At 52.0% G+C, this 24,369-nt stretch carries 23 protein-coding genes and 2 pseudogenes; 17 read left to right on the top strand and 8 right to left on the bottom strand.

The annotated features are described in order from the left end of the window. The first annotated feature begins 191 nt into the window (after positions 1 to 191). Positions 192 to 1,055 (top strand): DUF2971 domain-containing protein, encoded by an 864-nt coding sequence (locus AC05QJ_RS08265; RefSeq protein WP_412763295.1) that lies wholly within the window; start codon positions 192 to 194, stop codon positions 1,053 to 1,055. A 703-nt stretch (positions 1,056 to 1,758) separates the two neighbouring features. Continuing rightward, positions 1,759 to 2,691, top strand: a complete 933-nt coding sequence (locus tag AC05QJ_RS08260; RefSeq protein WP_476746395.1) for a DUF4365 domain-containing protein — start codon at positions 1,759 to 1,761, stop codon at positions 2,689 to 2,691. A gap of 742 nt (positions 2,692 to 3,433) precedes the next feature. Here the strand turns inward: AC05QJ_RS08260 and AC05QJ_RS08255 are convergent. Next, positions 3,434 to 4,438, bottom strand: coding sequence for an SMEK domain-containing protein (locus AC05QJ_RS08255; protein WP_476746394.1), 1,005 nt, complete (start codon positions 4,436 to 4,438; stop codon positions 3,434 to 3,436). A 379-nt stretch (positions 4,439 to 4,817) separates the two neighbouring features. On the opposite strand from AC05QJ_RS08255, the gene AC05QJ_RS08250 reads away from it, so the two are divergent. Further along, positions 4,818 to 5,219: a hypothetical protein gene (locus AC05QJ_RS08250; RefSeq protein WP_412763298.1), complete on the top strand. Its 402-nt coding sequence runs from the start codon at positions 4,818 to 4,820 to the stop codon at positions 5,217 to 5,219. Next, positions 5,216 to 5,425, top strand: coding sequence for a hypothetical protein (locus tag AC05QJ_RS08245; protein ID WP_476746393.1), 210 nt, complete (start codon positions 5,216 to 5,218; stop codon positions 5,423 to 5,425). The genes AC05QJ_RS08250 and AC05QJ_RS08245 overlap by 4 nt, the downstream gene beginning before the upstream one ends. Positions 5,426 to 5,460: 35 nt before the next feature. Here the strand turns inward: AC05QJ_RS08245 and AC05QJ_RS08240 are convergent, their stop codons facing one another. Then, positions 5,461 to 6,315, bottom strand: a complete 855-nt coding sequence (locus AC05QJ_RS08240) for a hypothetical protein (protein WP_476746392.1) — start codon at positions 6,313 to 6,315, stop codon at positions 5,461 to 5,463. A gap of 392 nt (positions 6,316 to 6,707) precedes the next feature. Then, the gene (locus tag AC05QJ_RS08235; RefSeq protein WP_476746391.1) at positions 6,708 to 6,842 is read right to left on the bottom strand and encodes a type II toxin-antitoxin system Phd/YefM family antitoxin; all 135 of its coding nucleotides are present in this window, start codon (positions 6,840 to 6,842) and stop codon (positions 6,708 to 6,710) included. Positions 6,843 to 7,235: 393 nt separating this feature from the next. Between AC05QJ_RS08235 and AC05QJ_RS08230 the strand changes: the two genes are divergently transcribed. From AC05QJ_RS08230 to AC05QJ_RS08205, 6 genes are all read left to right on the top strand, one after another. Continuing rightward, on the top strand, positions 7,236 to 7,790 hold the full coding sequence (locus tag AC05QJ_RS08230) for a pentapeptide repeat-containing protein (RefSeq protein WP_476746390.1): 555 nt from the start codon (positions 7,236 to 7,238) through the stop codon (positions 7,788 to 7,790). After that, positions 7,724 to 8,059, top strand: a complete 336-nt coding sequence (locus AC05QJ_RS08225) for an ion channel (RefSeq protein WP_476747894.1) — start codon at positions 7,724 to 7,726, stop codon at positions 8,057 to 8,059. Before AC05QJ_RS08230 ends, AC05QJ_RS08225 begins: the two co-directional genes overlap by 67 nt. Beyond that, on the top strand, positions 8,059 to 8,862 hold the full coding sequence (locus AC05QJ_RS08220) for a hypothetical protein (RefSeq protein ID WP_412763304.1): 804 nt from the start codon (positions 8,059 to 8,061) through the stop codon (positions 8,860 to 8,862). Before AC05QJ_RS08225 ends, AC05QJ_RS08220 begins: the two co-directional genes overlap by 1 nt. Positions 8,863 to 8,986: 124 nt before the next feature. Beyond that, positions 8,987 to 9,940: a hypothetical protein gene (locus AC05QJ_RS08215; protein WP_476746389.1), complete on the top strand. Its 954-nt coding sequence runs from the start codon at positions 8,987 to 8,989 to the stop codon at positions 9,938 to 9,940. A gap of 52 nt (positions 9,941 to 9,992) precedes the next feature. Beyond that, positions 9,993 to 10,976: an IS5 family transposase gene (locus AC05QJ_RS08210; RefSeq protein ID WP_476746388.1), complete on the top strand. Its 984-nt coding sequence runs from the start codon at positions 9,993 to 9,995 to the stop codon at positions 10,974 to 10,976. Positions 10,977 to 11,109: 133 nt separating this feature from the next. Continuing rightward, positions 11,110 to 11,511 carry a hypothetical protein gene (locus AC05QJ_RS08205; protein WP_476746387.1) on the top strand — a complete coding sequence of 134 codons (402 nt, stop codon included), beginning with the start codon at positions 11,110 to 11,112 and terminating at the stop codon, positions 11,509 to 11,511. A gap of 124 nt (positions 11,512 to 11,635) precedes the next feature. On the opposite strand, the gene AC05QJ_RS08200 is transcribed toward AC05QJ_RS08205, so the two are convergent. Beyond that, positions 11,636 to 12,736 carry a DUF3800 domain-containing protein gene (locus tag AC05QJ_RS08200; protein WP_412763306.1) on the bottom strand — a complete coding sequence of 367 codons (1,101 nt, stop codon included), beginning with the start codon at positions 12,734 to 12,736 and terminating at the stop codon, positions 11,636 to 11,638. A gap of 353 nt (positions 12,737 to 13,089) precedes the next feature. Here AC05QJ_RS08200 and AC05QJ_RS08195 point away from each other — a divergent pair, with 353 nt between their 5' ends. The 6 genes and pseudogenes from AC05QJ_RS08195 to AC05QJ_RS08170 all read left to right on the top strand — a co-directional run bounded on the left by AC05QJ_RS08195 (position 13,090) and on the right by AC05QJ_RS08170 (position 18,766). Further along, positions 13,090 to 13,518: a LexA family protein gene (locus AC05QJ_RS08195; RefSeq protein ID WP_412763307.1), complete on the top strand. Its 429-nt coding sequence runs from the start codon at positions 13,090 to 13,092 to the stop codon at positions 13,516 to 13,518. Next, a pseudogene (locus tag AC05QJ_RS08190) lies at positions 13,505 to 13,624 on the top strand (Y-family DNA polymerase); the annotation flags it as partial. The gene AC05QJ_RS08195 and the pseudogene AC05QJ_RS08190, both read left to right, overlap by 14 nt. 119 nt (positions 13,625 to 13,743) lie before the next feature. Next, positions 13,744 to 14,901, top strand: coding sequence for a tyrosine-type recombinase/integrase (locus AC05QJ_RS08185; protein ID WP_004573994.1), 1,158 nt, complete (start codon positions 13,744 to 13,746; stop codon positions 14,899 to 14,901). A 10-nt stretch (positions 14,902 to 14,911) separates the two neighbouring features. Continuing rightward, positions 14,912 to 16,519 carry a hypothetical protein gene (locus tag AC05QJ_RS08180; protein WP_014003918.1) on the top strand — a complete coding sequence of 536 codons (1,608 nt, stop codon included), beginning with the start codon at positions 14,912 to 14,914 and terminating at the stop codon, positions 16,517 to 16,519. A 98-nt stretch (positions 16,520 to 16,617) separates the two neighbouring features. Then, entirely contained in the window at positions 16,618 to 18,357 is a 1,740-nt protein-coding gene (locus AC05QJ_RS08175) for a tyrosine-type recombinase/integrase (protein ID WP_223198351.1), read from the top strand. Beyond that, positions 18,350 to 18,766, top strand: coding sequence for a hypothetical protein (locus tag AC05QJ_RS08170; RefSeq protein ID WP_004574005.1), 417 nt, complete (start codon positions 18,350 to 18,352; stop codon positions 18,764 to 18,766). Before AC05QJ_RS08175 ends, AC05QJ_RS08170 begins: the two co-directional genes overlap by 8 nt. 90 nt (positions 18,767 to 18,856) lie before the next feature. Here the strand turns inward: AC05QJ_RS08170 and AC05QJ_RS08165 are convergent, their stop codons facing one another. Genes AC05QJ_RS08165 through AC05QJ_RS08150 form a run of 4 tightly spaced genes read right to left on the bottom strand, consistent with a single transcriptional unit; the run spans position 18,857 to position 22,576 of the window. Further along, a complete protein-coding gene (locus AC05QJ_RS08165) occupies positions 18,857 to 19,819 on the bottom strand; it encodes an SdiA-regulated domain-containing protein (protein WP_014003922.1) in 963 nt (320 codons plus the stop codon). Positions 19,820 to 19,863: 44 nt separating this feature from the next. Further along, the gene (locus AC05QJ_RS08160) at positions 19,864 to 20,223 is read right to left on the bottom strand and encodes a TraR/DksA family transcriptional regulator (RefSeq protein ID WP_004574007.1); all 360 of its coding nucleotides are present in this window, start codon (positions 20,221 to 20,223) and stop codon (positions 19,864 to 19,866) included. Next, positions 20,223 to 21,074, bottom strand: a complete 852-nt coding sequence (locus tag AC05QJ_RS08155) for a universal stress protein (protein ID WP_004574008.1) — start codon at positions 21,072 to 21,074, stop codon at positions 20,223 to 20,225. Before AC05QJ_RS08155 ends, AC05QJ_RS08160 begins: the two co-directional genes overlap by 1 nt. 14 nt (positions 21,075 to 21,088) lie before the next feature. Then, on the bottom strand, positions 21,089 to 22,576 hold the full coding sequence (locus AC05QJ_RS08150; RefSeq protein ID WP_004574009.1) for a SulP family inorganic anion transporter: 1,488 nt from the start codon (positions 22,574 to 22,576) through the stop codon (positions 21,089 to 21,091). A 445-nt stretch (positions 22,577 to 23,021) separates the two neighbouring features. On the opposite strand from AC05QJ_RS08150, the pseudogene umuC reads away from it, so the two are divergent. Next, positions 23,022 to 24,188 (top strand): annotated as a pseudogene (umuC, locus tag AC05QJ_RS08145) (translesion error-prone DNA polymerase V subunit UmuC); the annotation flags it as partial. Positions 24,189 to 24,369: the final 181 nt, after the last annotated feature.

Below are 24,369 nucleotides of genomic sequence, written 5' to 3'. Positions count from 1 at the left end.
TTTTTACTGCCTGAGCTTTTTTTGGGGGGCGGCAGGCCTTGTCTGTTAAGCCTTCATGGTGATCGCGTTCAATGACATCATCTTCGTGAAGCTTGGGCAGCGTTATAACTCAAGCTGATTCACTATAGTTCGACGCGTGTGCGCAATCACCAAATTACCGGTGACAAATACTTCTACAGAGCGGCCAAACCATGAAAAGCCTTATTAAAATCAGAATCGATCCCGACCTTCCAGATGACACTGTATTATGGCGCTACATGAGCCTTGATAAATTCATCAACTTAATCGACACAAAACAATTATTCTTATCGCCCATATCATACTTTAAAAACAGCGACCCTCTGGAAGGCCATCTACCCAAAAAATTTCACCACGAAATTGAATCTCACCTACAACTAATGAGCCAGAGCGGGCCAAAATTCCCAGAAGACGCACCAAAGGAAATGCTAGAATTCGAAAAAGAATGGACAGAGACTTCACGCAGGCGGTTAAAGCTTATGCGCGAGAAGACTCGAGGCCGCCAAAGCATTTGTTGTTGGTATGAAAGTAAATTTGAGTCTGAAGCAATGTGGAAGCTGTATGGAGACAATGGAAAATCAATAGCAATAAAGACGACTGTCGCCTCGCTTAAGAAATCAATAGAATCAAGAGACAATGAAAAGCTAGCCATTTTGGCACGCATGAGGTATCTGGACTTCAATGATTTAGACATGACAAAGGATGAGCTTTTAGCAACAAAGGAGAGAGTTTCCACCATCCTGCTTAAAAGAAAGGAGTACGAGCACGAAAGAGAAGTCCGCCTCTATCACGAACCTGACACCTTCGATCTTTATAGCCCTACATTAATGCTCGAAGACTACTGGGAAAAGTATATTATAAAGCCGCACACCATCAATGTTGACACCAGCGAACTAATTCATAGCGTGGTGGTTTCGCCATATGTCTCAGAGCCTTACCTAAGCAGTGTGAAATCCATTTGCTCCAAGTATGAACTCTACGAGAGCAATGTATATCAATCTAAGCTACTTGAAAGCTATGATATTGATTTTAAATAGCAACCCTGAGCCCACCTAAAGCATACCTCCTCCGCACGACAAAGGGGCATTCGACTCTCGAGCGATGCTACCGGCCAGCGACCTTCCGTTTAGCAGGTTGCCTAAATCCTGGCCCGAAAAATCTGGTGGCCTTTGCATAAATGCTCTTGACCACCAGTGCCATGGACACCCTCAGCCATAGAGAGCACTACCAAGCCGGAGTGTTCTCTTCAGTCGTTTACCCCTAATGATCGCGGCCTGGGCCCCGCTCTAGCCCCCGCAAGCGGGGTTAGCCACAGAGCCATTCTCATCAGAACTACAGAGCTGCTCCGCTAGCTGCCGGCCAAGCAGGGGCCGCAATCTTGCCGCTATAGTGGGTTGAAGGGACGTCCTGCCCAGTGCTGAAAGCTGACAGTCCACCGCTCACTTGAGCTCCCATGCCTAACTAGCTTAGGAACTACAAGAGTTGCATGAGGCGCTAATCCACCCAAGCACGTCACCAGCCTTGTTCTGGATGGCCGAGCTACGTGGCGAGGCTTGTCATTGCATAGCAAAGCGAACAAAATCCTCCTGTACAGTTACCGAAGTACAGCCCACGAGGTTAAGCTTCGCTACCGCTCGGTGCATTAAAGTTGGCTGGTAGGCCGTCGGTTTAGATGGGACTACCACCGCATCCATGCAAAATTGCTAATAGGCTCAGTACGAGCCTTACACGGAAGACTCGATGAACATCTTTAAGTTCGATCAAGGCAATGCCGGTGAGAGCCTGGCTGCAAGTGTCTTGTCTTTGATTTTCAACGGTGAAGCTCTTCGGGAGACCATGCGCGGCGAAGGAATAGGCGCCCTTGACCTCCAGCTGAAATATCCGGTTGATTTCCCTAGCCCTACTCACGCCCAAGTAGCTGTACAAGTTAAAACTGGAGCGAGCTTCGGACGCTGGACACCGACTAAAAATCGGTGGCGCTTACAAAACATTGATCAAGAACACTTGAAAAAGTGGAAAGACACTAATCAACCCGTAATCTTGATTTGGGTTCGCCTTGATCCAGAAACAAAGATCTACTGGAAGCTCATCGATAAAAAAACCCCTATCGAGACCCTATCTGTTTCTGAAAATCACATTCTAACGCCAGCTTCCAGATTCGAAATCGAGCGACTAATTCACAAACAACGCCAACCTGTAAGCGGAATGGGAAGGTTCACCGTGCCCACCTTCGCCACAACAGCTCAAGTCCGAGAATGGTCTTGGCCAAAATTCTCCAAAATCCGGGGAGTAGTTTCCTGCTGCCTTGGAAAAGTCTCCCTCAGCAATAATGCATGGCGGCACCTAACCAGGATCACACGATCTCAGTCACATATCCGAGACAGTTTGACGACTTTACCATATGCCAAAACCATACTTGGATACACCCCCCATCAAATCCAAACTCTGCCCGGAACAACCACGCAGATTGGAAATAAAGTAGTAGTATCGAGAAAGGTGCTTGCAATATACAGAAACGTATACTTTTCAGACAAAGGCGACTGCGTAGTATACGTGAGGCTCGACGAAAAAATCACTTATGAAGAGAACTGGAAAGAAAAAGCTTTGATTAGGCAAAAACTCTGCCAAGAACTAAAGCTGGAAAGCATTTACAGGAAGACATCAAGAAAATAGTGCGCGTCCCCCCTCTTCACAATCCTATCCTACTCACCGACATGAATGCCGTTGAGATCGGACACATACCTGAGAAGCGCGTGAAGGTATGATCGCGCGCGAGAGCCGGGGAGCGCGCCTGTAAGATACGACTTACAGCAATTTTTTTCAAGCGATAACGCTATCAATCACTACCAGGCATCTATACCCCATCGAATCAAAACGCAGAAGAAGACGTCGCCCGAAACCTAAAGCTAGGTCTGCCCGATGATTGGCGCGACCGCATCATCAGTTCCGTATCCAGAATCATCATTCATGGGCTGACTTAGAGCCAACCTAAGGCCTAAGCAGCAAGCGCCCCCTAACCGGGCACTGTGCTTCAGAATCGTTACCGGCTGATCAGCCAGTCTTCTTCGTTGACTTGCTTGCTCATAAAAACCTTCACCATTATGGATGTGGTTCACAATTAATCATTGGCGCCAATCTAACATGGCTTGAGGCGCAGAATCTATTGCGCTAGAGCGAGCGTAAGGCAGCGTGAAGCGAACGGGTTACCGTCAACCGTTTGCATGGATCCACGCCTTGTAAGCTGATACTAGGTTTTGCGGAATGCTTGGTAAGCCCTGCTCAATCTCCGCCAATCCTGAAGGACTCCTCACCCAGTCAGTGACCCAAGCGACCTTGTGACAAAATACGCTGGATATTTTTCAATTCACACCCCGACCGCCAGAAAAAACGAAAGCTTAGTATCAAAAACTAAAAATTATAGCTCAAGGCACTTGAAGTCCAAGCCCACAATCATTGCCCTAAGCAGATCATCATTATTATCTGAAAAAGTCTTTAGCTCAGCAAATATATTTAGATCTACATCGCGACTGGTGAAGCTCTTCAGGCAAATAGCAGTGAACGGCCTTTCAAATTCACTCTGGAAATCATGCTCTATATCAAAAAAAATATTTTCAAGTGAGTTGAGAGCCTCTTGCTCTCCTTTGAACTCGAATCGAATCCGAGAAGAATTATAGTAAAGCCAAGTATGAGAGCTGGATTTTAATTCAGACTTTACCACCAACCTCTGCAAAACAGCCCTTTGCTCAACATCCATGTTTGCAAGCACCTCTACGAAATCGGTAAAATCCTTTTCGTAAATACTCATTTCCTTCTGATCTTTTTTCCAATCGTAACCAGCCTGATCAAAAAGACGCTGCATCGAACCAAAATAAACTTTATCAGGTGTTTTTATCAGGTAACCGCTAGAGCCAACTGCTGGTCGATATTCCTCAATTGCTAGCCGATGAATTTCTCTAATTCTACTCTCGTCATTAGTCTTGCTTACCTGATAATCCAGATCCGTTAGCGACAATATAGAAATGCTCGTTGCCATTGGCTGGTGCGGAGATGGATCAATAACACTACAAGGTGGCTGATCAGTCAAAATTAGAAAAACGAGCTCATCAAAATTATTATAAAGCTTTTTATCCTTGAAGGTTTGAATTGTGTTTTTTATTTTGGCGGTCGTATTTGTTGAGGTTATTTGATAGCAAACCTTGTTGGTTTCATCGCGCAAATCAATAGCTGGATAATTGCTTATTACGTCATTAGTTGTTTTTAGTTTGTAGCCATAATGAGCATTTAGAACTTGCTTGAAGAATCTCTCCATATCATCATTAATGTCAGTGCGACCTTTTTTGTTCTGAAATTTTACGTGGGTGGCAATTTCGATAAATTTACGTTCAATTTCATCTAGCATCTTTTGTGTTTGAGTAGTCATCCCTTGTACCCTACCACCTTATTTTCTTAATGATACACCTGTAAGACAGGTCGACCCCACAAGCTGTTGGAAACGATTGTAAAGCTGTGAAGCTGTGCCAGCCCGCCCACAAGGTCGACCGTAGAGCACCTGTCGTCCGACACGTCACCCGCAGATGTCGTGAATATACTGAAATTTGCTCAGGTGCGAGTGGGTGCCCTCGTTCCACATCGCGTGCCTGTACTAGGAGTTGTCACGTTGTACGCCCGGCACGCAAGCAACCTCGCCGGTGGGATCCTGGCAAGACTCCCAAGAGATGAGTTCACGCTCGCCTTGAGGGGATGCGCAGTTAGAAGTCGAACTTGGCCTAAGACGTCCACCTGCGGCAAGGAGAAGTGATATGACGATTGATTATCAACTGCGGAGCCTAGAGATCGCGAGGCGCAGAGCGCTGTGGGCACTTGCCGATCTACAGCCTGGAGACGCTCGTGCTGAATCGGTGCTGGCTGAACTCGAGGAGGTTGATAAGGCCCTGCAGAGCGTCGTGGGTGAGAATCAGCTCTTACACCAGGAGCTTATCCATGTCGTCATCACGAAGCTTCACAATGGCGTTCAGCTGGTTGTCGAGGACAGCATCCCCGAGCCATGGCTGCAGCGGTTCCGAGCGGCGAGCGTTGGATCTACCCGCCTGGCAGAGGGGCCCTATTTGCGCGACTTCGAAAAGTTTGTAGCGGTATGGCACCAAGAGCTTGAGCACCTGAACGCCCATCGTGCCCATCAATCCAGGACGAGGTCGCAGTGAAAAGAACGATCCTGGGCATGGCTGAGGCGGGCGAGGCACTCTTGCAGCAGGCTCTTCAAGCCGTCCGGGCTCATCAGCAGGCGGTGGATGAAGAGCGACCAACCGAGGAGATCAAGAGGCTCCGTCTTGAGGCTGATCACCTGTATCAAACCGTCATCGGCTACCAATTGCACCAGGCCGGCATGCTTCGGCAGTCAGTCCATTGAAAGATGGCTGTGACCTTCAGGCGCGCCGGCTCTTTTCAGTGGAGTGTCGGGTTGATCTCGTCTGCGTCCTTGGCGATGTAGTCCAAGGAGGTTGCACGTGAAAGATGTCCTGTCAGCTCGGCAATGTCATTCAGCACGGTGTGTCGAATCTGGGTAGCCGTTACACGCTGATGCTTGATGCCTGTTTTGTCGGCCAAGACGGTCAGCATTCTGGTCATCAATGTTGGTGATATAGCACGCTTTCGATCCTTGTGAGAGTGGAAGAGCAGGTCACCTTCGCAGAGCTTGCTGGCCCGTGCATACCTCGAGATAACGTCTTGGCAGCCTTCTGGTAGAGGAATGTACTCATCGGGACGTGCCTTATGCTGTTGGAAAACAGCCTTATTCCCAACCCATCGCACCGACGTCACTTCCAAGGCGCGCAAGCCTGCCAGCATGCACACGAACAACGCCTGCTGCCTAGGAGTTTCGGATAGATTGACCACACTCCTCATGGCCTGAACAACTTCCAAAGAAAGAAGCTTAGGGCCGACTGGGACGACGCTGATGTTTTTGAACGCCACCAGTGATGCCAATGCAAACGAATTCACAAGCTGCCTAAGCTCGTGCTGATCGGCAGTGATATCCCCCTGCTGCAAGGCTGCGGTGATCGCAGTGAAAATCGCTGACTTTGCGTCGCGCTCGTTCAACGTCACTTGTGCCGGCGAGCCGTGCTTAGCTGTCTGCTCGATATCGTAGAAGCTTTCGTAGCCAAAGCCTTTTGCCAGGATGTCTTCTGCCAAGGACAAGGAGATCCTGGATGGCCCACGCAACACTTTGCGCAGCTGCTTGGCCAACCTCTTGAAACCACGGTTTCGGATCAGGTCGTCTGGATGGACAGGAATGCGCATGCGAATCTCCGGTCGTCAGGGTGTCGGCTGCCCGCTGACTCGTTGAGATGCGTGCGAGAGAAGAGGTTCGAGCGCCCTGTGGCTAAGCCTTCACGAGCCGACCGTTTGATCCAGGGGGAAGATCAGGGGACGGCAAACCTACCATGCTCATTTTCAGGTTGTCTAGGCGCAGTCCGGGCATGTCACGGGCTCCAGCCGGTGCTAACGTGCAGGCCTGCTTCGGGAGGTGATTGAGCATCGCTGCAAGCGGAGCGCGCCGGCCCTCAGGGCCCAGCCAGCAAGTTTACGGATTCAATAAATCCCTGGCGCCCTCGCCACACCTTGCTTACAGCGTGGAAGTCTCCCAGTTTTTTCGAATTTCTTTGCCGATTTTTCCGCCCATCGTGCGAATGTCACGCCACTTCAGGCAGCACAAGTTTGCAGGCCGGCTTACCATTCTTGGTAATCACGAACGAGTGCCCCTCCTGCAGGAGCTTCATAATCCTTCGGAAACGCCGCCTTGCCTGGGTTGCGCTGATTAGCTGCATTCGATCCGCTGCATGATTCAAAAGCCTATTCCTAATCCCGTGATGCATTATTGATCGCACTACTCTTTCCAGCAGCTGGGTCGCTCCACTGGCAAAGGCTAGTCCTGATTGCCACTAGAATGAAAGCTCAGCATGGCGCAGTCGAGGTCATACTGCTGTAGCGATTGTGTCGCTTTAGGGCAGATGCAACCTCCCCAACACTAGGTATTTGCGATCTGCGCTCGGCCCTCGCTGTGGCAGAAACACTGGCAAGGAGCGCCAAGGAGCGTATGGTGTAAACTCAGCCCCGCGTCTTGAAGTGAACCAGTCTAAAATGGTTTCACACCGCTCGTAAACGGCGGGGTTAGGTGCATAGGGCAATTGGCCAGGGACTGATGTTGCAAGAGATGACTAATGCGTGAATTTCCAAGAATTACCGAGCAGGTTGAAAACATCAGTTTTTATGATCTCGATCACGGGAAGATAGCTGGCCCCATGCGATCAGCGGAGCTAAAGCGATTTGATTTTGAAAAGAATCGACCAGCGCCCCGGATTTCACGGATCAAAAATGTCACATTCAGAAAGTGCATTTTCAACCACCAAAACATTGAGCTGGTGAATTTTTACGGATGTACATTCATCGACTGCTCGTTTAGCGGAGCGAAATTCAAAAGCTGCGAATTCCACAAGTGCAGCTTTATTGATTCTCTTTTCTATAAGCCGTCGTTCGAAGACACCTATATAGACCCAAAATCCTTTAAGTTTGCTTGGCTTTGGCGCCGCCATTACGCCAACGTTAATGTTGGTTTATTTCAGGCCCTGTATAGAAATTCGAAAGACATGCACCAGGATAAGTTTGCAATGGAGGCAGACAAGAAATTTCTTCTTTACAAAAGATTTGAATACTTGTTCGGCAAAGAAAAAAATATGGAAGCTTTCTTTTCTCTCAAAGCTACGACATTTTACTAGGTAGCGGATACGGGGTATTCAACGCCTTAGTATTTACTACTCTAGGCATCTCGCTATTTGCATGGCTAATAGATGGACATTTAGAGGAGCACAACGGACTTCTAGCTGCATTTTACTTTGCAGTCGTGTCATTCACCACAGTGGGTTATGGTGACTTGAAGCCTGAGATGCATTTAGCGCCGATTGTGCTGACGATGTTTTTCATAATAACCTCGGTTATTTGGTGTGCAATCGTAACAGCCATTGTAGTAAAAAGGATTATTAGGTAGTGGCATATCTGGTCATGGAATGCGGCTCCGCCGCCAGGGGGGATACAAACTCGAATAGTGATCGAGATATTGTGTGCATCTGGCGAGATGAATTTCCACACCTGGAATCCATCAATGCTGCCTATGGCCAAGTAATGTTTTATTCTGCGAATGCCATTCACAGGATGAAGCAGAAAGGATCGCTGTTCCTCGTCCACTTGGACATTGACGGCGTGTGCCTTGAGGGCGACAGTTCTCTGTTGGACGAAATACGAGGATTCCGCCCGCCCGCTCACTTGATTAAGCAAACTCAACAAGCAGCTATCAGCTTTATAAAAGAGATTGCCTGGTTCCCCTTGGGACATCATGGCTATTTGTGGTTACTTGATTCACTTTATGTCGCGCTGAGGAACTGCATCTACTGCGCCAACGCAATCAGAGGTCGTTATGCCTTCGGGCTGGCCGAGGCCATGAAAGAATTTGGACTATCCCAAGCGGAATTATCTTCGATGCTTTTAGTAAGAGAAGGAAAGTATAGCTATCGAAAGTCATGCGATTCAGCCCACACCTTACCTCTCCTCGAAGAGGTAGAGCGGGTTTGCAATGCAATCACCCATCACAAAGTAACGTTTTTGCGCGGCGGGCTAACCAACTGGCATAAGGTCTGGAAATTTGATTACTGGGATGAACGACTCATTGAGCGAGCCATTTTAAACAATGAGCACGAGTCCTCAGAGTTCATGACAAAAATGCGTCACCACAACTATTTCAAGAACGCATTAAGGAGAGATATGGCCTGTATAGTTGATGAGCACTCCAAGTAACTGAAGCCATCCATCAGTCCATTTCGTCCAGAATTAAATCCCAAGCACGGACACCAACCTGGGGCAGCAAATTCGAGCATCTATGGCTTGTGCTCCAGCGATTGATAGCAAACGGGAGCCATCCATGAGATTTCCCCGAGAGACTGAGCGATTTGCAATGGCCGCCCTCTTACTCAACAAGATTCAGGGTGCCCCAGAGGATCTGTCGTCGGTGAGGGCTTTGCAAAGCTTCCTACTGAGACAAATCATCACTGCCGAGAGGCGAGTGAAGCGGCTGAAGAAAGCCCAGGCTCGCATCCGCTCCCTGAAGCGCAAGGGCTCCACCAAGCAGCGGTCATCTTTGCTCAAATTGCTCGACTGCAAGACAACAGCACGGATCACGAATCTCCAGCAGATGATCTTTCTCTGGAAGTGCTTCGGCGACGGCCTCGCATGCGTTTACCAGAGCACCTACAGCCTGAAGCATCTTTACTTCGATGCCGATTATGAAGTGAAAAGCGATCCAGGTTTCCTCCTTGGTAAGATCGGGTTCATGAGGGAGTACCGCCTACTCCGCAAAGCGCTCGCCATGAACGTACCCGCGCTCCTGGCAGATCTCACGAATGTGATCCGTCACGGCGACGTTTGCCTGATGGGCGCAGCTGACCCAGTACCGCTGGAAGTGAAAAGCTCTTCAAACAGAAATGCCAGGACGGATAGGCAGACAGAGCAACGCCAGGTGCTGCATAAGTTTTTTAGGGATGATGGAGCGTTAAATTTTCGAGGTGTACCGAACACCAAACGCGTGGCGATTTCCGCGCCACCGGTTAGCTACGAGGCTCAGATCAACGAATGCATGTCAGATGCATGGATAAATGGGGTATCCACTCGAAGCCCTGAACCTGGCTTGACCTACCTGTGCGCACAAAACGATGAGCGTCGAGATGAGGTAGTGATGGGAATACTGGCCCAATACCCCGCATCAACCACTTTATTTGTAGCTCTCACCCCCGAACCATCGTGGCTGCCGCATAAGTCGTTTACGGCTTCGTTATCGCCCGTTAGGGATTCTCCGATCAAGTCAGCACAGGTCATTTGACCTGTGCTGAAATAGCCCTCCGTCCAACTGCCCTCTACAAGCCCGCCATTCCATGAGTCAGATGAGCTTTTCCGATTTCGAGTACGCCGGTAAGCGTAAGCAAACCCGTCGCGAGCGTTTCCTGGCCGAGATGGAGCAGGTGGTTCCGTGGAGTGGGTTGGTGGCGTTGCTCGAGCCTCACTATCCAAAGGCTGGCGGTGGCCGCAAGCCGTATCCACTGGAAACCATGCTGCGCATTCACCTGCTGCAGAACTGGTTCTCGTTGAGCGATCCAGCCATGGAAGAGGCGCTGTACGAGATTACTTCGATGCGCCAGTTTGCTCGTCTGACGCTCAGCGCTCCGATCCCCGAAGACACGACGATCATGAATTTCCGGCACCTGCTGGAGAAGCACCAACTGGCGGCGGGCATTCTGGAAACCATCAACAATTACCTGCGAGACAAGGGCCTGTCGTTGCGTCAGGGCACCATTGTCGACGCCACCATCATCCACGCCCCCAGTTCGACCAAGAACAAGGATGGCAAGCGCGATCCTGAAATGCATCAAACGAAGAAGGGTAATCAGTATTTCTTCGGCATGAAGGCGCATATCGGTGCAGATGCTGAGTCGGGTCTGGTGCACCACGTCCACGGTACAGCGGCGAATGTGGCCGATGTAACGGAGGTCGCCCACCTGTTGCATGGCGATGAAAATGTTATCTGTGCCGACGCGGGCTATACCGGCGCGGAGAAGCGGCCGGAGCATGAAGGAAGGCCGGTGATCTGGCAGATTGCGGCTCGTCGTAGCACCTACAAGCACTTGAGCAAACGCAGCGTGCTCTACAAAGCCAGACGCAAGATCGAGAAGGTCAAAGCGCAGACGCGAGCGAAGGTCGAACATCCATTCCGGGTGATCAAGCGCCAATTCGGCTATGTGAAAACCCGCTTCCGTGGCTTGGCCAAGAACACGGCGCAACTGACCACGCTGTTTGCCCTGTCGAATCTGTGGATGGTGCGCCGGCAATTATTGCCGGCTACGGGAGAGGTGCGCCCGTGAGGGCAGAAAACCAAGGCTATGCCTTGGTTTTCCAATGACCTGCGGCTGAAAATCGGACTTTTCGGCATCCCCAAGCCGTCCATTTCCGGCTGATGGGCAACTTGTTCGGAGTTTCCTTAACACCGTCCTGTTCATGCAGGAAAGATTGGCCGTCCTTGTCGTGATCGACTTGATTGTTCTCAAGCATCTACTGGACGAACGCAGCTTAGAGCCTGTGATCATCATGGACGGATCAACCGCCATCCAAGTTTCACCTCGGAAGGATCCAGAGCTGAGAAATACCGAAGGCCGGAGTATCGCCGATGATTGGCATGAGAGGATTGGCGTGTTTCGAATCAGCGAATTCCACTTCCTTAGGACTGCCACTCAATTCGAGTCACTTCGCTGGTTTGCGGATACGCTGGCGGATCAAATGGAAGCCGTTCGCCGCGAAACACCAACGGAAATCAACCCAGAGGATCCGACCGTGATTGAAGTACCCGTGGAATGGCAGTCGGCAAAAGATTGCTTCGCGGGCACCACAGGGACTGAGTGATATGTGGAGCCGGGATACCCCTCGATAGCTTTCCCCTTTTCCGCGAGGAGCACGCCTACCGCCTCGCCGGGGCGTAAAGCCGCCCCAGCGTTGGCTCAGTATGGCGTGCGGGACGTTGCGGGCATTAAGCTTTCTTCTTACGTTCGATTATGAAGTCAGCGAAGGCATTTGCAGGGTTATGCCCACGCTCATCGCCAGCCCTCCCATGTGCTTCTGGAGTGACATCTGTGGTGGGCCAAATACAACCGCTGACAAAGTCATGAAGGCAGCCCAGCCCATCTAGTTTCTTGAAAAACTCGTCTTCTGTTTCGCCCTTCTGACGCTTGGTGTAGTAATAAGATAGTGCGCTGGTGAGCACGTCCGTGAGCTGTATGCCATCCGAGTCGTGCGAGGCGCTAAAGGCCAGGCTGTTCAGCTTGAGAGGTAGCTCAATCTGGGCATTTCCGAAGCCGATCACCTGCTGCTCCGCTGCTTGAGCCTCCCAGTCGGCGATAGCCGTGAAGAATTCCGCCTGGCGCTCAAGTGGCTCCGAGTCATCACATATCGCATCGAACCGCGCGTGTTGTCTGCCCCAAGCGACACACAGCGAGAAGAATGCGGGTATCGCTGGGTTGAAAGTGCTTTTAGGCAACTGATCTAGGGCGTCGTGGACAATTGCCGAGGTCATCGACAGCATCCCGAGTTCCCGCTCCATGGACAGCGTGCTCTGAGCGGCGGCGGCTTTCATCACCTCCAGATACTCGTAAAACGCTGTGACTGCCTCCTCGCTCTTCTCGCCGCACATATCGTAGTAACGGGAAAGAAACTCGTTGAAGCAGGCCTCACCAACCGCCAGGGGCAGGCAGGCGAAGAGCATGTTGCTCAGAGAAATATTCTGGCCATTTTCGTAGAGGTTGTAGTCGAAGTGATAGTACAGAAACGGTTCCAGAAGGTCATCGATCACCTTAGTCAGCAGCATGAACCGCTTGTGAAAAACCTGAGCCTTGAAGCGTTCAGGCGTCACCAGGTCGGACTGGAAAAGCTCAATGATTCGGTCTTGCCCCCGGCCCGACTTTCGAAGTTTTTTGAAGTGGATCTCCGGGGCCTGCTTTGAGCGCAGCGGGCCTAGGAGCTGCTCGCACTCTTCGGCGTTAAAGTCACACGAGCCGAGGATGAACAATGGTTGGTCAAGATCGGCCAATTGCCGACCGGTGTTACCCGATTCGTCGAAGTAGATGGTTGCCATTTCGCTGCCCTGGTTGCTTGGCCAGCGCCGAGTATCAGGCCAAAGCTGGAGGAAGGGAAATAGACCATCACGGAGCGGCCTGTCATTCGGGAAACCGCTCTCTGCTGCCAAAAGAGCAAGCGGAGCGCGCAGGCCCTAGATGGGCCGAAGGCGTGAGGATGGAAGTCCGCAAAGGCCGCAACATGGCGAAGCCGGGGTGCGGTTTACGACAGCCGTACCCCGGAGGAGTCACGTCTAAAGCAGATTAGCCCCCCCACACGTCGATGCCGGCCATCCCCTCCACCTCGCAATGGATTGACCAACCGCCCTCGAAACGCTTAACTGTATGAATATACAGTTAGGCGCATACCGTCATGTTCACGATCCTCGGCCCACTCAACCCCAGTAGCACTGAGCTCCCTCTGTACTCATTCCAAGTCCCAGCGGGCTTCCCCTCTCCCGCAGCTGACCACATGGAAAAGCGCCTTTCCCTGGACGAGCTTTTCGACATTCGAGCACCTCACATCTACCTCGTGAGGGTCGAAGGCGACAGCATGATTGGAGCCGGAATCTACCCTGGCGACCTCGTGCTTGTAGACCGATCCGTACCACCTGAGCCCGGCCACATCGTGATCGCTGCAGTGAACTGCGAGCCTCTGTGCAAACGGCTCGCTCGCGAGGGCAGCCAGGTCATTCTGCGGTCGGAAAACCCTCGATACCCCTCCAGGTATTTGCTGGAAGGAGAAGAGCTTGAGATCTGGGGTGTGGTGACATACAGCGTGCGCAGCCATGCAAAGCTCTGATCGCGTCTTCGCTCTCATCGACTGCAACTCGTTCTACGCGAGCTGTGAACGGGTGTTCCGCCTAGACCTGCGGCACAAACCCGTAGTGGTACTCAGCAACAACGATCTGAGGGGTGGGAATCGTTAGTAAATCCTGTAGAGTCCGCGCCACCTTCTGAACCCCTCTGGAGCAGCAGTTTCCAGGCTTCATAAGGCAATCCATTGGAAGTGGTTTAGGGCAGCGGCATGAGGCTGGTATTCGCAACAAAAGACCTAGCATTAGCAGGTCGATCCTTTGAAGGCTTTCCGTTGCTGATTGGGTCAGAGGGATGGCCAGTCGAGCCAGCTCAATCCTTCCTTTGGCACACGCTTATCGAGTCAGGTGAGGCCCTAAGCGATTTGACTTGGGAAGCCTATGGACGGCGTCTGTACGATTACTTTGCCTTCCTGGAAGCCAATGGATTGGCCTGGGACGAGGAAAGCCCGGCTCACGGTCTGAGTGCTCTGTCGAGGTATAGGGATTGGTCGAGCGGAGAATTAGCACTTGATCCCGGCACGGTGAACAATCGTCTGGCCTTGATCGTGAGGTTCTACCGATGGGCTAAGCAGCGCAACCTGATAACTGTGCTGCCCTTCGGTGAGAAAAGGGTAAGAGCTGCCCAACATTCCGGTCTTCTCAGTCATATCGCTCGGCCCGGAGCCGAGAGCACGAAAGTTTCGGTGATGGTTCGCGACCGAAAGCGCTTGACCAAATTCCTGACCAAGGATCAAGTCAAGGTATGCCTTGCCCTGGATACCGATCCAAGCCACCAGATATTGTTCCACCTCATGGTGCGTACCGGCCTTCGCTCCTGTGAGGCGAGGTCTTTTCCTCTCAAATATGTGTTCAACCCCAGGTTGAAGAAGGGACTGCGCCCAGGGCAAATGATCAGTGTTGCTCTTGATCCTTCAGACATGCATATCAAGTACGACCGGCCTAGAACTATCGACGTGCCATGGTCGTTGATGGAGAGCATGTGGTCTTACTCCCTTCACCAACGAGAGGTTCGTAAGTCCAATAGTGATGGACGTGTTACCGCGCTGCTGCTGACTAATGAAGGCAGGCATTATTCAAAAGATTCCGTAGTGGACGTTATGAAGTCCTATGAAAGAAAGTGCGGCTTCTATGTTCGGGCCCACATGCTACGCCACACCTATGGGACTTATACCTTGCTTGCTCTTCGAAAAAGTAAAGAGTTTGAAGGTGAGCCATTGTTGTATGTCCGAGATAGGCTGGGGCATTCAGATGTGCAAACAACTATGATCTATTTGCATCTCATAAACCAGCTTGAAGCCCAATCCGTCCTTGCTCACGAGGACGAAATTGACATGATGTTTATGACTGATTCGGTTTCGCGTATCTGAGGTAGCACCATTGGCTCGGCAAAAAAGCTACAAGGCGGTTATGCGGTCGGTTACAAAAGGATTCGAGGCTGTCGAAGATGATATCAAGATTGACCTGCCGAGAAATCCGAGAAACCACAGGCAACTCGATCATACGAAATATTTAGGCTTGGGCTTCGATGCTTGGGCAATTCAAAGTCTTCACGTTATCAAAGCTTTGCTACAAGGAGGAAACTTCTCAGTGACGACCTTGATTGGTTACTCTACGAACGGACTAAGATTTTTTATAAATTTCTTGAGTGGCGGTTCGGTCAAGTCGCCACCTGCAACGCCAAACAGTCTTACCAAACGCCACTTGGAGCGATACGTCTCTTGGCTGAGGCTAAAATACCCTAACGGCTCGACAGCCAAGAATTACTATACTAGCTTCAAGTCGTTAGTTGTTGTTTTGGCTGAATATGGATTTATTGAAGTCAATCTTGACGATCTTTTGCCCCTCAATCCATTTCCTAATAATGCGCAGAGCACTAAAGATGCAGATCCGCTCACCTTGGGTGAAATGCAAAGGCTGATTGGCGCTTTGAAGTCAGATCTTATTGCCATCCATAAGGGTGCATTCCTTGGAAATGGCGCGGAGGCGATGGCTGTATTGCTACTAATTACTGCGGCAAGGTCTGGAATCAATACTACGCCGCTCTTGGAGATGAAGAGGGATGCCCTACAGCCTCACCCATTTATTCCTAATCTCAGGTTGATTACTACCGTCAAACGTCGAGGTAAAGGCGCACAGAGCAAAACAATCCGTCAGACTAATCTGCTAGATGAGTACAGTGCTATTCCCCTGGATGGGGTGGCAGTCCTCAATAAGGCGCTGGAGATTTCTAAGCCACTCGTAGCACTGGCACCTGATGAAATATCTTCATGTGTGTGGTTATATCGCTCGGGCCAGCCTGGCCGCTCGAACGACATCGTTACCCTTACACCCGGTGCTTTATATGTCACGGCAAAAAGCATTTGTGAGCGTCATGCGCTTCAGGATGATCAAGGCAATCGGCTAAATGTCACGCTTAGTCGGCTGCGAAAGACTATGGAAAGCCGTTTGTGGAAACTGAGTGGTGGCGACATTATAGAAGTTTCCTCCGTTATGGGTCATACCCCTGGTGTCGCCGATAATCACTATTTGAAAATCAACGATGAGATCAAGATCGACGGGGCGACATTTGTTGGGGAGGCTTTTCCGGACAAACTACGTGGCATAAACGTTATACCAACCCCGCCAGGCGGCTGCAAAGATAGCCTTTACGGTAGTCTGGCACCAAAGGATGGCGTCAATCATTGTTCTGAATTCATCCACTGCCTCGGTTGCCCTAGCTATGCAATTGTAGGCACCTTGGAGGACTTATACCGGCTGTTCAGCTACCAACAATTCTTGTATGCAGAAGTCGAATACTTTCTCACGGACGAGTGGGGCGCATGGCGCAAGCGTCAGTTTGACTATATTCGATTGATAGATGATTTCACCCAGAAGTTTGATCTTGCATTGGTTTCGCAAGCAAGGGCTCAGGCTGAGTCATCTCCGCACTTGTTCTGGGCTAAAAAAATCGAGTTCATGAAGAAAAAATTGGACGGTGAAATTTGAGCATAAGAACCACGAGTGCGGTGTTAAAGGCATATGATGTCCTCATCGCACAACCAGTTTCAGCGAATGGCCTAAGTCCCGCAGAGCGGGATGCAATCGTGATCAGCGCTATCGTTAATGAAGATGGAGAAACCTTCGTTCTTAGCAGGTTTGGCGATGCACAGTGGGATCTTCGCCCGTTTTTTGATCAGGCCAATGTTGCTCATTCTTATAAATTCATCAACTGGGATATGGGCATGCCTCGGGCGCTTATTGATGACTGCAAAGCTGTTGCTTATGCTTGGTTTAAAAGAGGAATGCCTAGATCCAAACCTCCTATCGCACGGGGCATTACTACTTTCGCCGTCGTCAGCGCGATGCCTTTTGTTCGCTGGTTAAACGATCTAGGAGTTTCAAGCTTTGCAGATGTCCGTCCGATCCATGTCAGCAATTACGTTCATCATTGCAAATATGAATTGAAGTTAAAGCCTCTCCCGCTGTATGGGCGATTACGGGTTATTGATTTTCTTTGGGTGTTTTCTGCCGACACGATGTTTCCCATTCAGAGTTATCCTTGGGGTAATTCGACATTGTGGCGGATTTGTGGGGTCGCGAATGTAAAAGGGTTGGGTGCTGCCACTAAAAACGTCGGGCGAACAGATATTATTCCTCATGATGAACAATCTAGGATTTTCAACTATTGCGAAAGCATTGTCCGGGAGATGAAGGCCGAATTGGCAGCCAATGGTATTGGATATCATCCTAGTGATGAACGGATGGCAATTCGTTGCAGAGATGCTGTTCTGTATATAGTTTCAATCACTAGCGGCATGCGCAATGACGAGGCAATTGGAATTGAGGTTGGCGCTTGGCGCAAAGAGTTAAAAAACGGGGTTACCTTTTGCTGGGTGACCACAATCGAGCACAAGACAGGTAAAGGCCAAGTCGAATATCTTGTACCAGAACTGACGATTGAAGCTTTAAGTCTTTTGGCAAAATATTCAGTACCCATCAGAAAAGAGCTGGATGAAGAGATTAGACAGCTTGCAAGCAATCGGGATTTTTCGTATTCAACTGAACATCTCCTTAGGCTCGAAAAAGCCCGAAAAGACGCGAATAAACTATTTTTGGGACGAAACACACAAGGAGGGAAAGTTCAGGAAAGCCATCACGTTGAGGCTCTCAGCGGGCAAGCATCCAATGCTGCGTTTGACCGTATAGCTAAAGCCGCTGGAAGCGATTGGCCGTTGAGGACGCATCAATGCAGGCGAACATATGCAAGATGCTTTGTAGAATCCCGTATGGGCCGCACTTCATTGATCTACCTCAAATGGCAGTTCAAACACAGCAGCATGAGTATGACCCAACTCTATGCATCCAATCCGCAGCAAGACCTGACTCTCTTTGATGAGATCTTCCAGCAGATGACAGAGTTTAAAATTGACCTGATCGAATCATGGCTCGATGATCAGCCACTGGCAGGGGGCGCTGGCGAAAAGATTGTGGAGTTGCGGGCGATTCCAATCAAGGATAGAGCTGCTTTGCTTGCCCAGACCGCCCCACATGCCAACATTCGTGCGACTGGACACGGCTGGTGCATCGCCACAGAGCGGGGCTGCGGAGGTGCTGGTCTATACGAAGCCACACGGTGTCCAGGGTGCAAAAATTCGGTGATCGATGAAGTCTTCGCCAGCACTTGGCAGGACATCTACATTCAACAGCGAGAGCTGATAAAAATTGAGGATGCAGGCCCCGCTGTTAGGCAGCGCGCAGAACGCGACTTGCAGGTTGCACTAGATGTAATTACCAGCCTTGGCCTTTCTCCAGTTGAGGAAATGGAGGAGGCGGCAAATGACTAGACAGGCGGTGGGCCCTGACTCTCCTATTCGCTCCAGGTCGAAGACACTCGCCGCGCTCAACAAGGTCGTCGACGATCTAATTGCTGGTGACGAAAAGCTTTCCATCACATCCGTTGCCCGTGCCGCAGGTGTGACTCCGGGACTCATCCATAACACTTACCCAAGCATAGCGGAAAGGATTCGCAACATCGTTGGCAAGTCGGTGCGAGCCCAGCGAGACTCTAAGCATCAAGCGTTGATGAGCGAGAAAGAAAAGAACAGGGTGCTCCGTGCAGAGAATGATCAGCTTTTAGCGGAGGTAGCTCGGCTGGCTTCGGTTAACCAGCGACTAATATTCGAGATGATTCAGCTGAAGGCGGTTGCCAACGGTAAGGTCACCGCACTCCCTCTGAAACCAGGGCCCAACTAGGCCCTGATGGGGAGCCCACTGAATTCGGCAAAAATCGTAGACCACCACTTCAAGCGCCACGATCACGCCCGACTGTAGCTTGTTGACTGGTCAATCTGGTTCACGGGTGAAGCGATAGAACAGGTTCGGCTCGCTGACCACGTACAAATACCCTTCATTGTCGATGGTTACGCCTTCGGCCTGGGGTATGCCTTTCAGCAAACCAGCAAAACCTCTCGCCAGGGAGCGGAAACTCACCACCTTGCCCTCGTCGGTCATTTCAATCAGCAGTTTCGACTCGTCGCTGAGCAATATCAGATGGCCGCTCTGTTGATCGAAGACGACTGAAGACAGGTCAGTCGCAAACACCTTGTCTTTTACCAGGCTGGACAGGTCACGCACGTGCAAGGAAAAGCCTCCGGCCAGGCTGGCACGAAGGCCGCTCACTTCCAGCAATTGGCGAGGATCTCGCTCCTTGGTCACAAACAGGCGGTCGCCTTTCAGGTCGTAGGCGAGCCCTTCAAGGCCTTTGTTGTCTTCCTTGCCAAACGCCAGGGTGAGAGCTGGATACTGGTCTCGGCTCAATGGTCGACCAGGAGAAAGTTTACCGTCTTCGGCGATGGGGACATCCACGATAACCAGGCTCTGCCGGCGCTCCTCGGCGATTACCAGCTGGCCATTGCCGGCATAGGACACAGCTTCCACATCGTGGAAGCCATCCAGGTTGTAACGCCTTTCCACATCACCGTCACGACTAAGGGCCAATAGTTCGTTTGGGCCGTTGGTGACCGCCCACAGCAGGTTTAGGTCAGGGTCAAAGGTCAGACCCGAAAGATTGCTGTCCACACCGGAAACCGCCTTAGCATCCAGTTCAACCCGATAGCCAGGCAGCCACACAGAGCGCTCCTGCCAATCGTCGGTGTGCCAGCTGGTCTTGATCCAGAAGTACAAACGATCATCAAGGTGATGGGTGCGGACTTGGAATACGGTAAGCAATACAAGGCACAGCAGTGCCCACATCCAGGCGCTTGTTTTCCGTGTTCGGCCCAGCCAGTTTTTTGCCAACAAATACATAGAAATCTCGTTAATTGGGGCTGACGCCACGAATCGTGACGATTTCAACCCGACTCAGTGCGACTCGCACAGGTGATGCACAGCAGCGTGGCCGGATCAAATTCCAGGCGGCCCGAGGCGATCAACTCGCCGCATTGGTTACACCAGCCATACTCACCCTCGTGCCAACGCTTGAGGGCCAGTTGGAGGCGGACGCGTTCATGCTGCGCCCGACTGCGGATGGCATCGTTCATTGCTTGCTGCTGGAGTGCATCCATCCTCGACAAACGCCCTACCTTGCTTTGATCCAGCTCTACCGATTGCGAGCGAGACTCAGCGTCTTCCAGCAATCGATCCAGCTCGGCAGCCCGCTGTTCCAGCAGGGTCTTGAAATGGGCAAGATCGAGGGCGTCGTCCATGGCCATTAGCGCAGCAGTAACAGCGGACTGATGGTGGTGCGGAGCATGCTGGTCGTGGTGCTACCGACCAGGAACTGCCGGATACGGGAATGGCCATAGGCCCCCATCACCAGCAGATCAATGCCATGCTCTTTCTGATAGGCGTGCAGGGTAGGCTCTATCTCACCGCTCCGGGTCTCGGCACGAACAGTGAAGCCGGCGTTGATCAGCACTTTCTGCGCCCAGTCCAGCTGTGCAGATGCTTCATCGCTTACGGGGCCAACCATGACCAGGTGGATCGGCAACCCCTTCAGCAGCGGGCTGGCTGCCAGCATCTCCACACCCTTGCGGGTAGTAGCGCCGCCATCGAATGCCAGCATCGCGCTCTTGGGCTTTTGGAAGCTGGCCGGGGTAACCAGGATTGGCCGGTGCATGATACGAATCACGCTCTCCAGCTGGCTTCCGACCTGCTGACTCAGATTGCCACTAGACTCGCCCTGGCGACCGATGACCAGCAGGCGCGTTTCGGTTTGCAGCTCTTGCAGGCTTTCCAGCAGATCGCCATGACGTTGCTTGGACTCCGGCGCGGCCACGCCATCCTTAATGGCCCGCTCTTTCGCGGCCGCAAGCATGATCCGCCCTTGCTCAAGGGCCAACTTTCCCCGCTGTTCATCCAGGGAAGCAAGCTCATCAAGCAGATGCTCGCGGCTGCCAAGGCCGATATTGCCACTCAAGTCGGCCGCAACTGGGTACTGGCGCTGATCCAACACATGCAAGAAGGTCAGCGGGGCTTCCAGGCTCAGACTGGCCCATGCTGCGTAGTCGCACACAGCTGGAGCCGAGGTGGAACCGTCGATACAGGCAATTACTTGGGTCATCGTTGTTCTCCTTCTCAGTGGCCCATGAGTTGATCAATGGCGTCGGGTTTATCGTGAACACCAAAGCGATCCACGATAGTGGCGCTTGCTTCGTTGAGACCCAGCACTTCAACTTCGGTGCCTTCGCGGCGGAACTTGATAACCACCTTGTCCAGGGCTGCAACAGCGGTGATATCCCAGAAGTGGGCGCGATTCAGGTCGATGGTTACCTTGTTCAGGGCTTCCTTGAAGTCGAAGGCCGCGACGAACTTGTCTGCCGAGCTGAAGAACACCTGGCCGGTGACGTTATAGCTACGATGCTCGCCGGCTTCGTCCAGCAAAGAGCTGATTGCCATGTAATGGCCAACCTTGTTGGCGAAGAACATCGCGGCCAGCAGCACGCCGGCCAGCACGCCGAAGGCCAGGTTGTGGGTGGCGACCACGACCACCACGGTGACGACCATGACAATGTTGGTCGACAACGGGTGCTTCTTCAGGTTGCGCAGCGAATCCCAACTGAAGGTGCCGATGGATACCATGATCATTACGGCTACCAGAGCAGCCATTGGGATCTGCTTCAGCCAATCGCCGAGGAATACCACCATCAGCAGCAGGAATACGCCTGCTGCCAGGGACGACAGGCGAGAGCGACCGCCGGATTTCACGTTGATGATCGACTGACCAATCATCGCGCAGCCGGCCATACCGCCGATCAGACCCGAAGCAATGTTGGCCACGCCCTGGCCCTTGCACTCGCGGTTCTTGTCACTAGGGGTGTCGGTCAGGTCGTCAACAATGGTCGCGGTCATCATCGACTCCAGCAGACCGACCACGGCCAGTGCTGCCGAGTAAGGGAAGATGATGGCCAACGTCTCGAACGTCAGCGGCACGTCAGGCCAGAGAAAGATTGGCAGCGTATCCGGCAGTTGACCCATATCACCGACCGTGCGGATATCCAGCCCAACCGACATGGCAACGGCGGTCAGCACGATGATGCACACCAGCGGCGATGGGATGAGCTTGCCGATCTTCGGGACATAGGGGAACAGATAAATGATGCCGAGGCCTGCGGCTGTCATGGCGTAGACGTGCCAGGTGACATTGGTCAGCTCGGGCAGCTGAGCCATGAAGATCAGGATCGCCAGCGCATTGACGAAGCCGGTCACCACCGAGCGCGAAACGAAGCGCATCAGCGAGCCGAGCTTCAGGTAGCCAGCACCAATTTGCAACACGCCACACAGCAGCGTGGCGGCCAGCAGATATTCAAGACCATGGTTCTTGACCAGGGTCACCATCAGCAGTGCCATGGCCCCTGTCGCGGCTGAAATCATGCCTGGGCGGCCACCGACAAAGGCGATCACTACGGCGATACAGAATGAGGCGTAGAGACCAACTTTGGGGTCGACGCCCGCAATGATAGAGAAAGCGATGGCTTCAGGGATCAGCGCAAGTGCGACGACGATCCCCGCGAGCACGTCGCCACGGACGTTGGAAAACCACGTTTGTTTGAGTGTTTGTAGCATCAGAATATCCAAAGCAATGCACCGCACGCATGCCAGGAAATGGCGAGCGCGTCGATACGAATTCAAATTGTGAGGATTATTTTGCTGTGCGCTTTGGGTGTAAGAACCGGGCGTACAGCAGTACGCAGCCGCGAGCGAAACTGGCGGAGGCGAGGTGTTGCGAGGGGGCGTAGCGCTAAGGCGGCGTAGGCTGCCAGTAGAGCGTTTGGAGTACAGTCATGCTGGTGTTCCTGTAGCTCAAGGGGTATGCGGAGCCAAAAGTATACAGTGAAGCTATCGTCGATTGCGATCCGCCGCCCTGCTTTGCGAAGCCACGTCTGAAATAGGCTTAGTCGAGGAGTATCGCCATCAGGAACGAAGGAAAATAATCAAAAAATGTTAGTGGGTTAATTCCCTTATAAATCAATATCTTACAACAAACTAACTGTTAGGATCATTCAGATACAGCGATGGCTGCGTGATCGCCCGGTCTGCCGATGCCAAGCCCTTCATCAAAATGGGTGAGCCATATTTTCAAATTAAGGACAAGCTCCGGCGCCATGGCATCGTGGCTTGCTCGTCTAACTACGAGTTGTACGGGGACATGTCGGAAAGGGTCATGACGGTGATCGAGTCGATGGTGCCAGCCTCTGAGGTCTACAGCATCGATGAAGCATTCGCAGACCTCACAGGCATGCCAGGTGACCTCGAGCGTCTGGGCCGAGAAATTCGAGCTGAGGTGTACAGGCGCACCGGCATCCCGGTAGGTGTCGGCATCGCATCGACGAAGACTTTGGCAAAGCTCGCGAACCACTCCGCCAAAAAGTGGCAAAGCTACACCGGTGGTGTCGTCGATCTTCGCGACAAGGTGAAACGCGAATGGGTGCTGAAGAAATGCGATGCCTCAGACGTCTGGGGCATAGGCCGCCGCATGTCAGCTCACCTAGAAGCGATGGGCATCAACAAAGCGTGGGATTTGGCTCATGCCGACGCATGGACGCTCAGGAAGAAATTTAGCGTGGTGGTAGAGAAGACGGCTCGAGAACTCGCTGGAACGACCTGCCTCGAGCTGGATGAACCGAACCCGCCGAAGAAGGAAATTTGCTGTAGCAGGATGTTCGGCCAGCGCCTGACCGACCTTGGCCCCATCAAGGAAGCCGTCTCAACTTACGCATCGCGAGCGGCTGAGAAACTCAGGGCCCAAGAGTCAATGTGCAAGCGCCTGCGTGTCAGTGTCCGTACAGGCATGTTCAATCCAGAGGAATCGAAGTACGCCAACGGGGTGTTGGTCGAGCTGCCTTACCCCACTGACGATACCCGCCTGCTCACAAAAGCCGCTCTACAAGGCGTAGAGCGTATCTACCGCGAAGGCTTTCGATACAGCAAGGCCGAGGTACTTCTGCTAGACCTGAGCCAACGAGGTAAGATCACTGGCGACCTATTCGCCGCATCTCAGCCTGTTGAAAGTGAACGCCTCATGGGTGTCTTGGACAGTGTGAATGCCAGGTGGGGACGCGGCACCCTGCGCTTGGCCAGCGTACCGGTCGATCCGTCCTGGGGCATGCGGCGGGAGATGATGAGCCAAAGCTTTACCACCAAGATGGATGAACTTTGGACTGTGTTCTGCAAGTGACCTGCTAGGGGAGCAAGGCAGCGGTAGCGCCCTGGCAGGATCAGACATGCGGCACCAAAAGGAGGTAGCAGAAAGCCACTAGGCTAGCTACATTCCATTGCTGTTCATGGCCAGGGAGTTTTTCGAACGACTTGGCGCTGCTGGGGCGGCGTGACACCTATGCCAAGCCCTCGAGAATTTT

The organism is Pseudomonas sp. TUM25319, from assembly GCF_056388475.1.
Note: the sequence above shows the minus strand (reverse complement) of the source record. Positions and strands in the feature narration are given on the sequence as shown.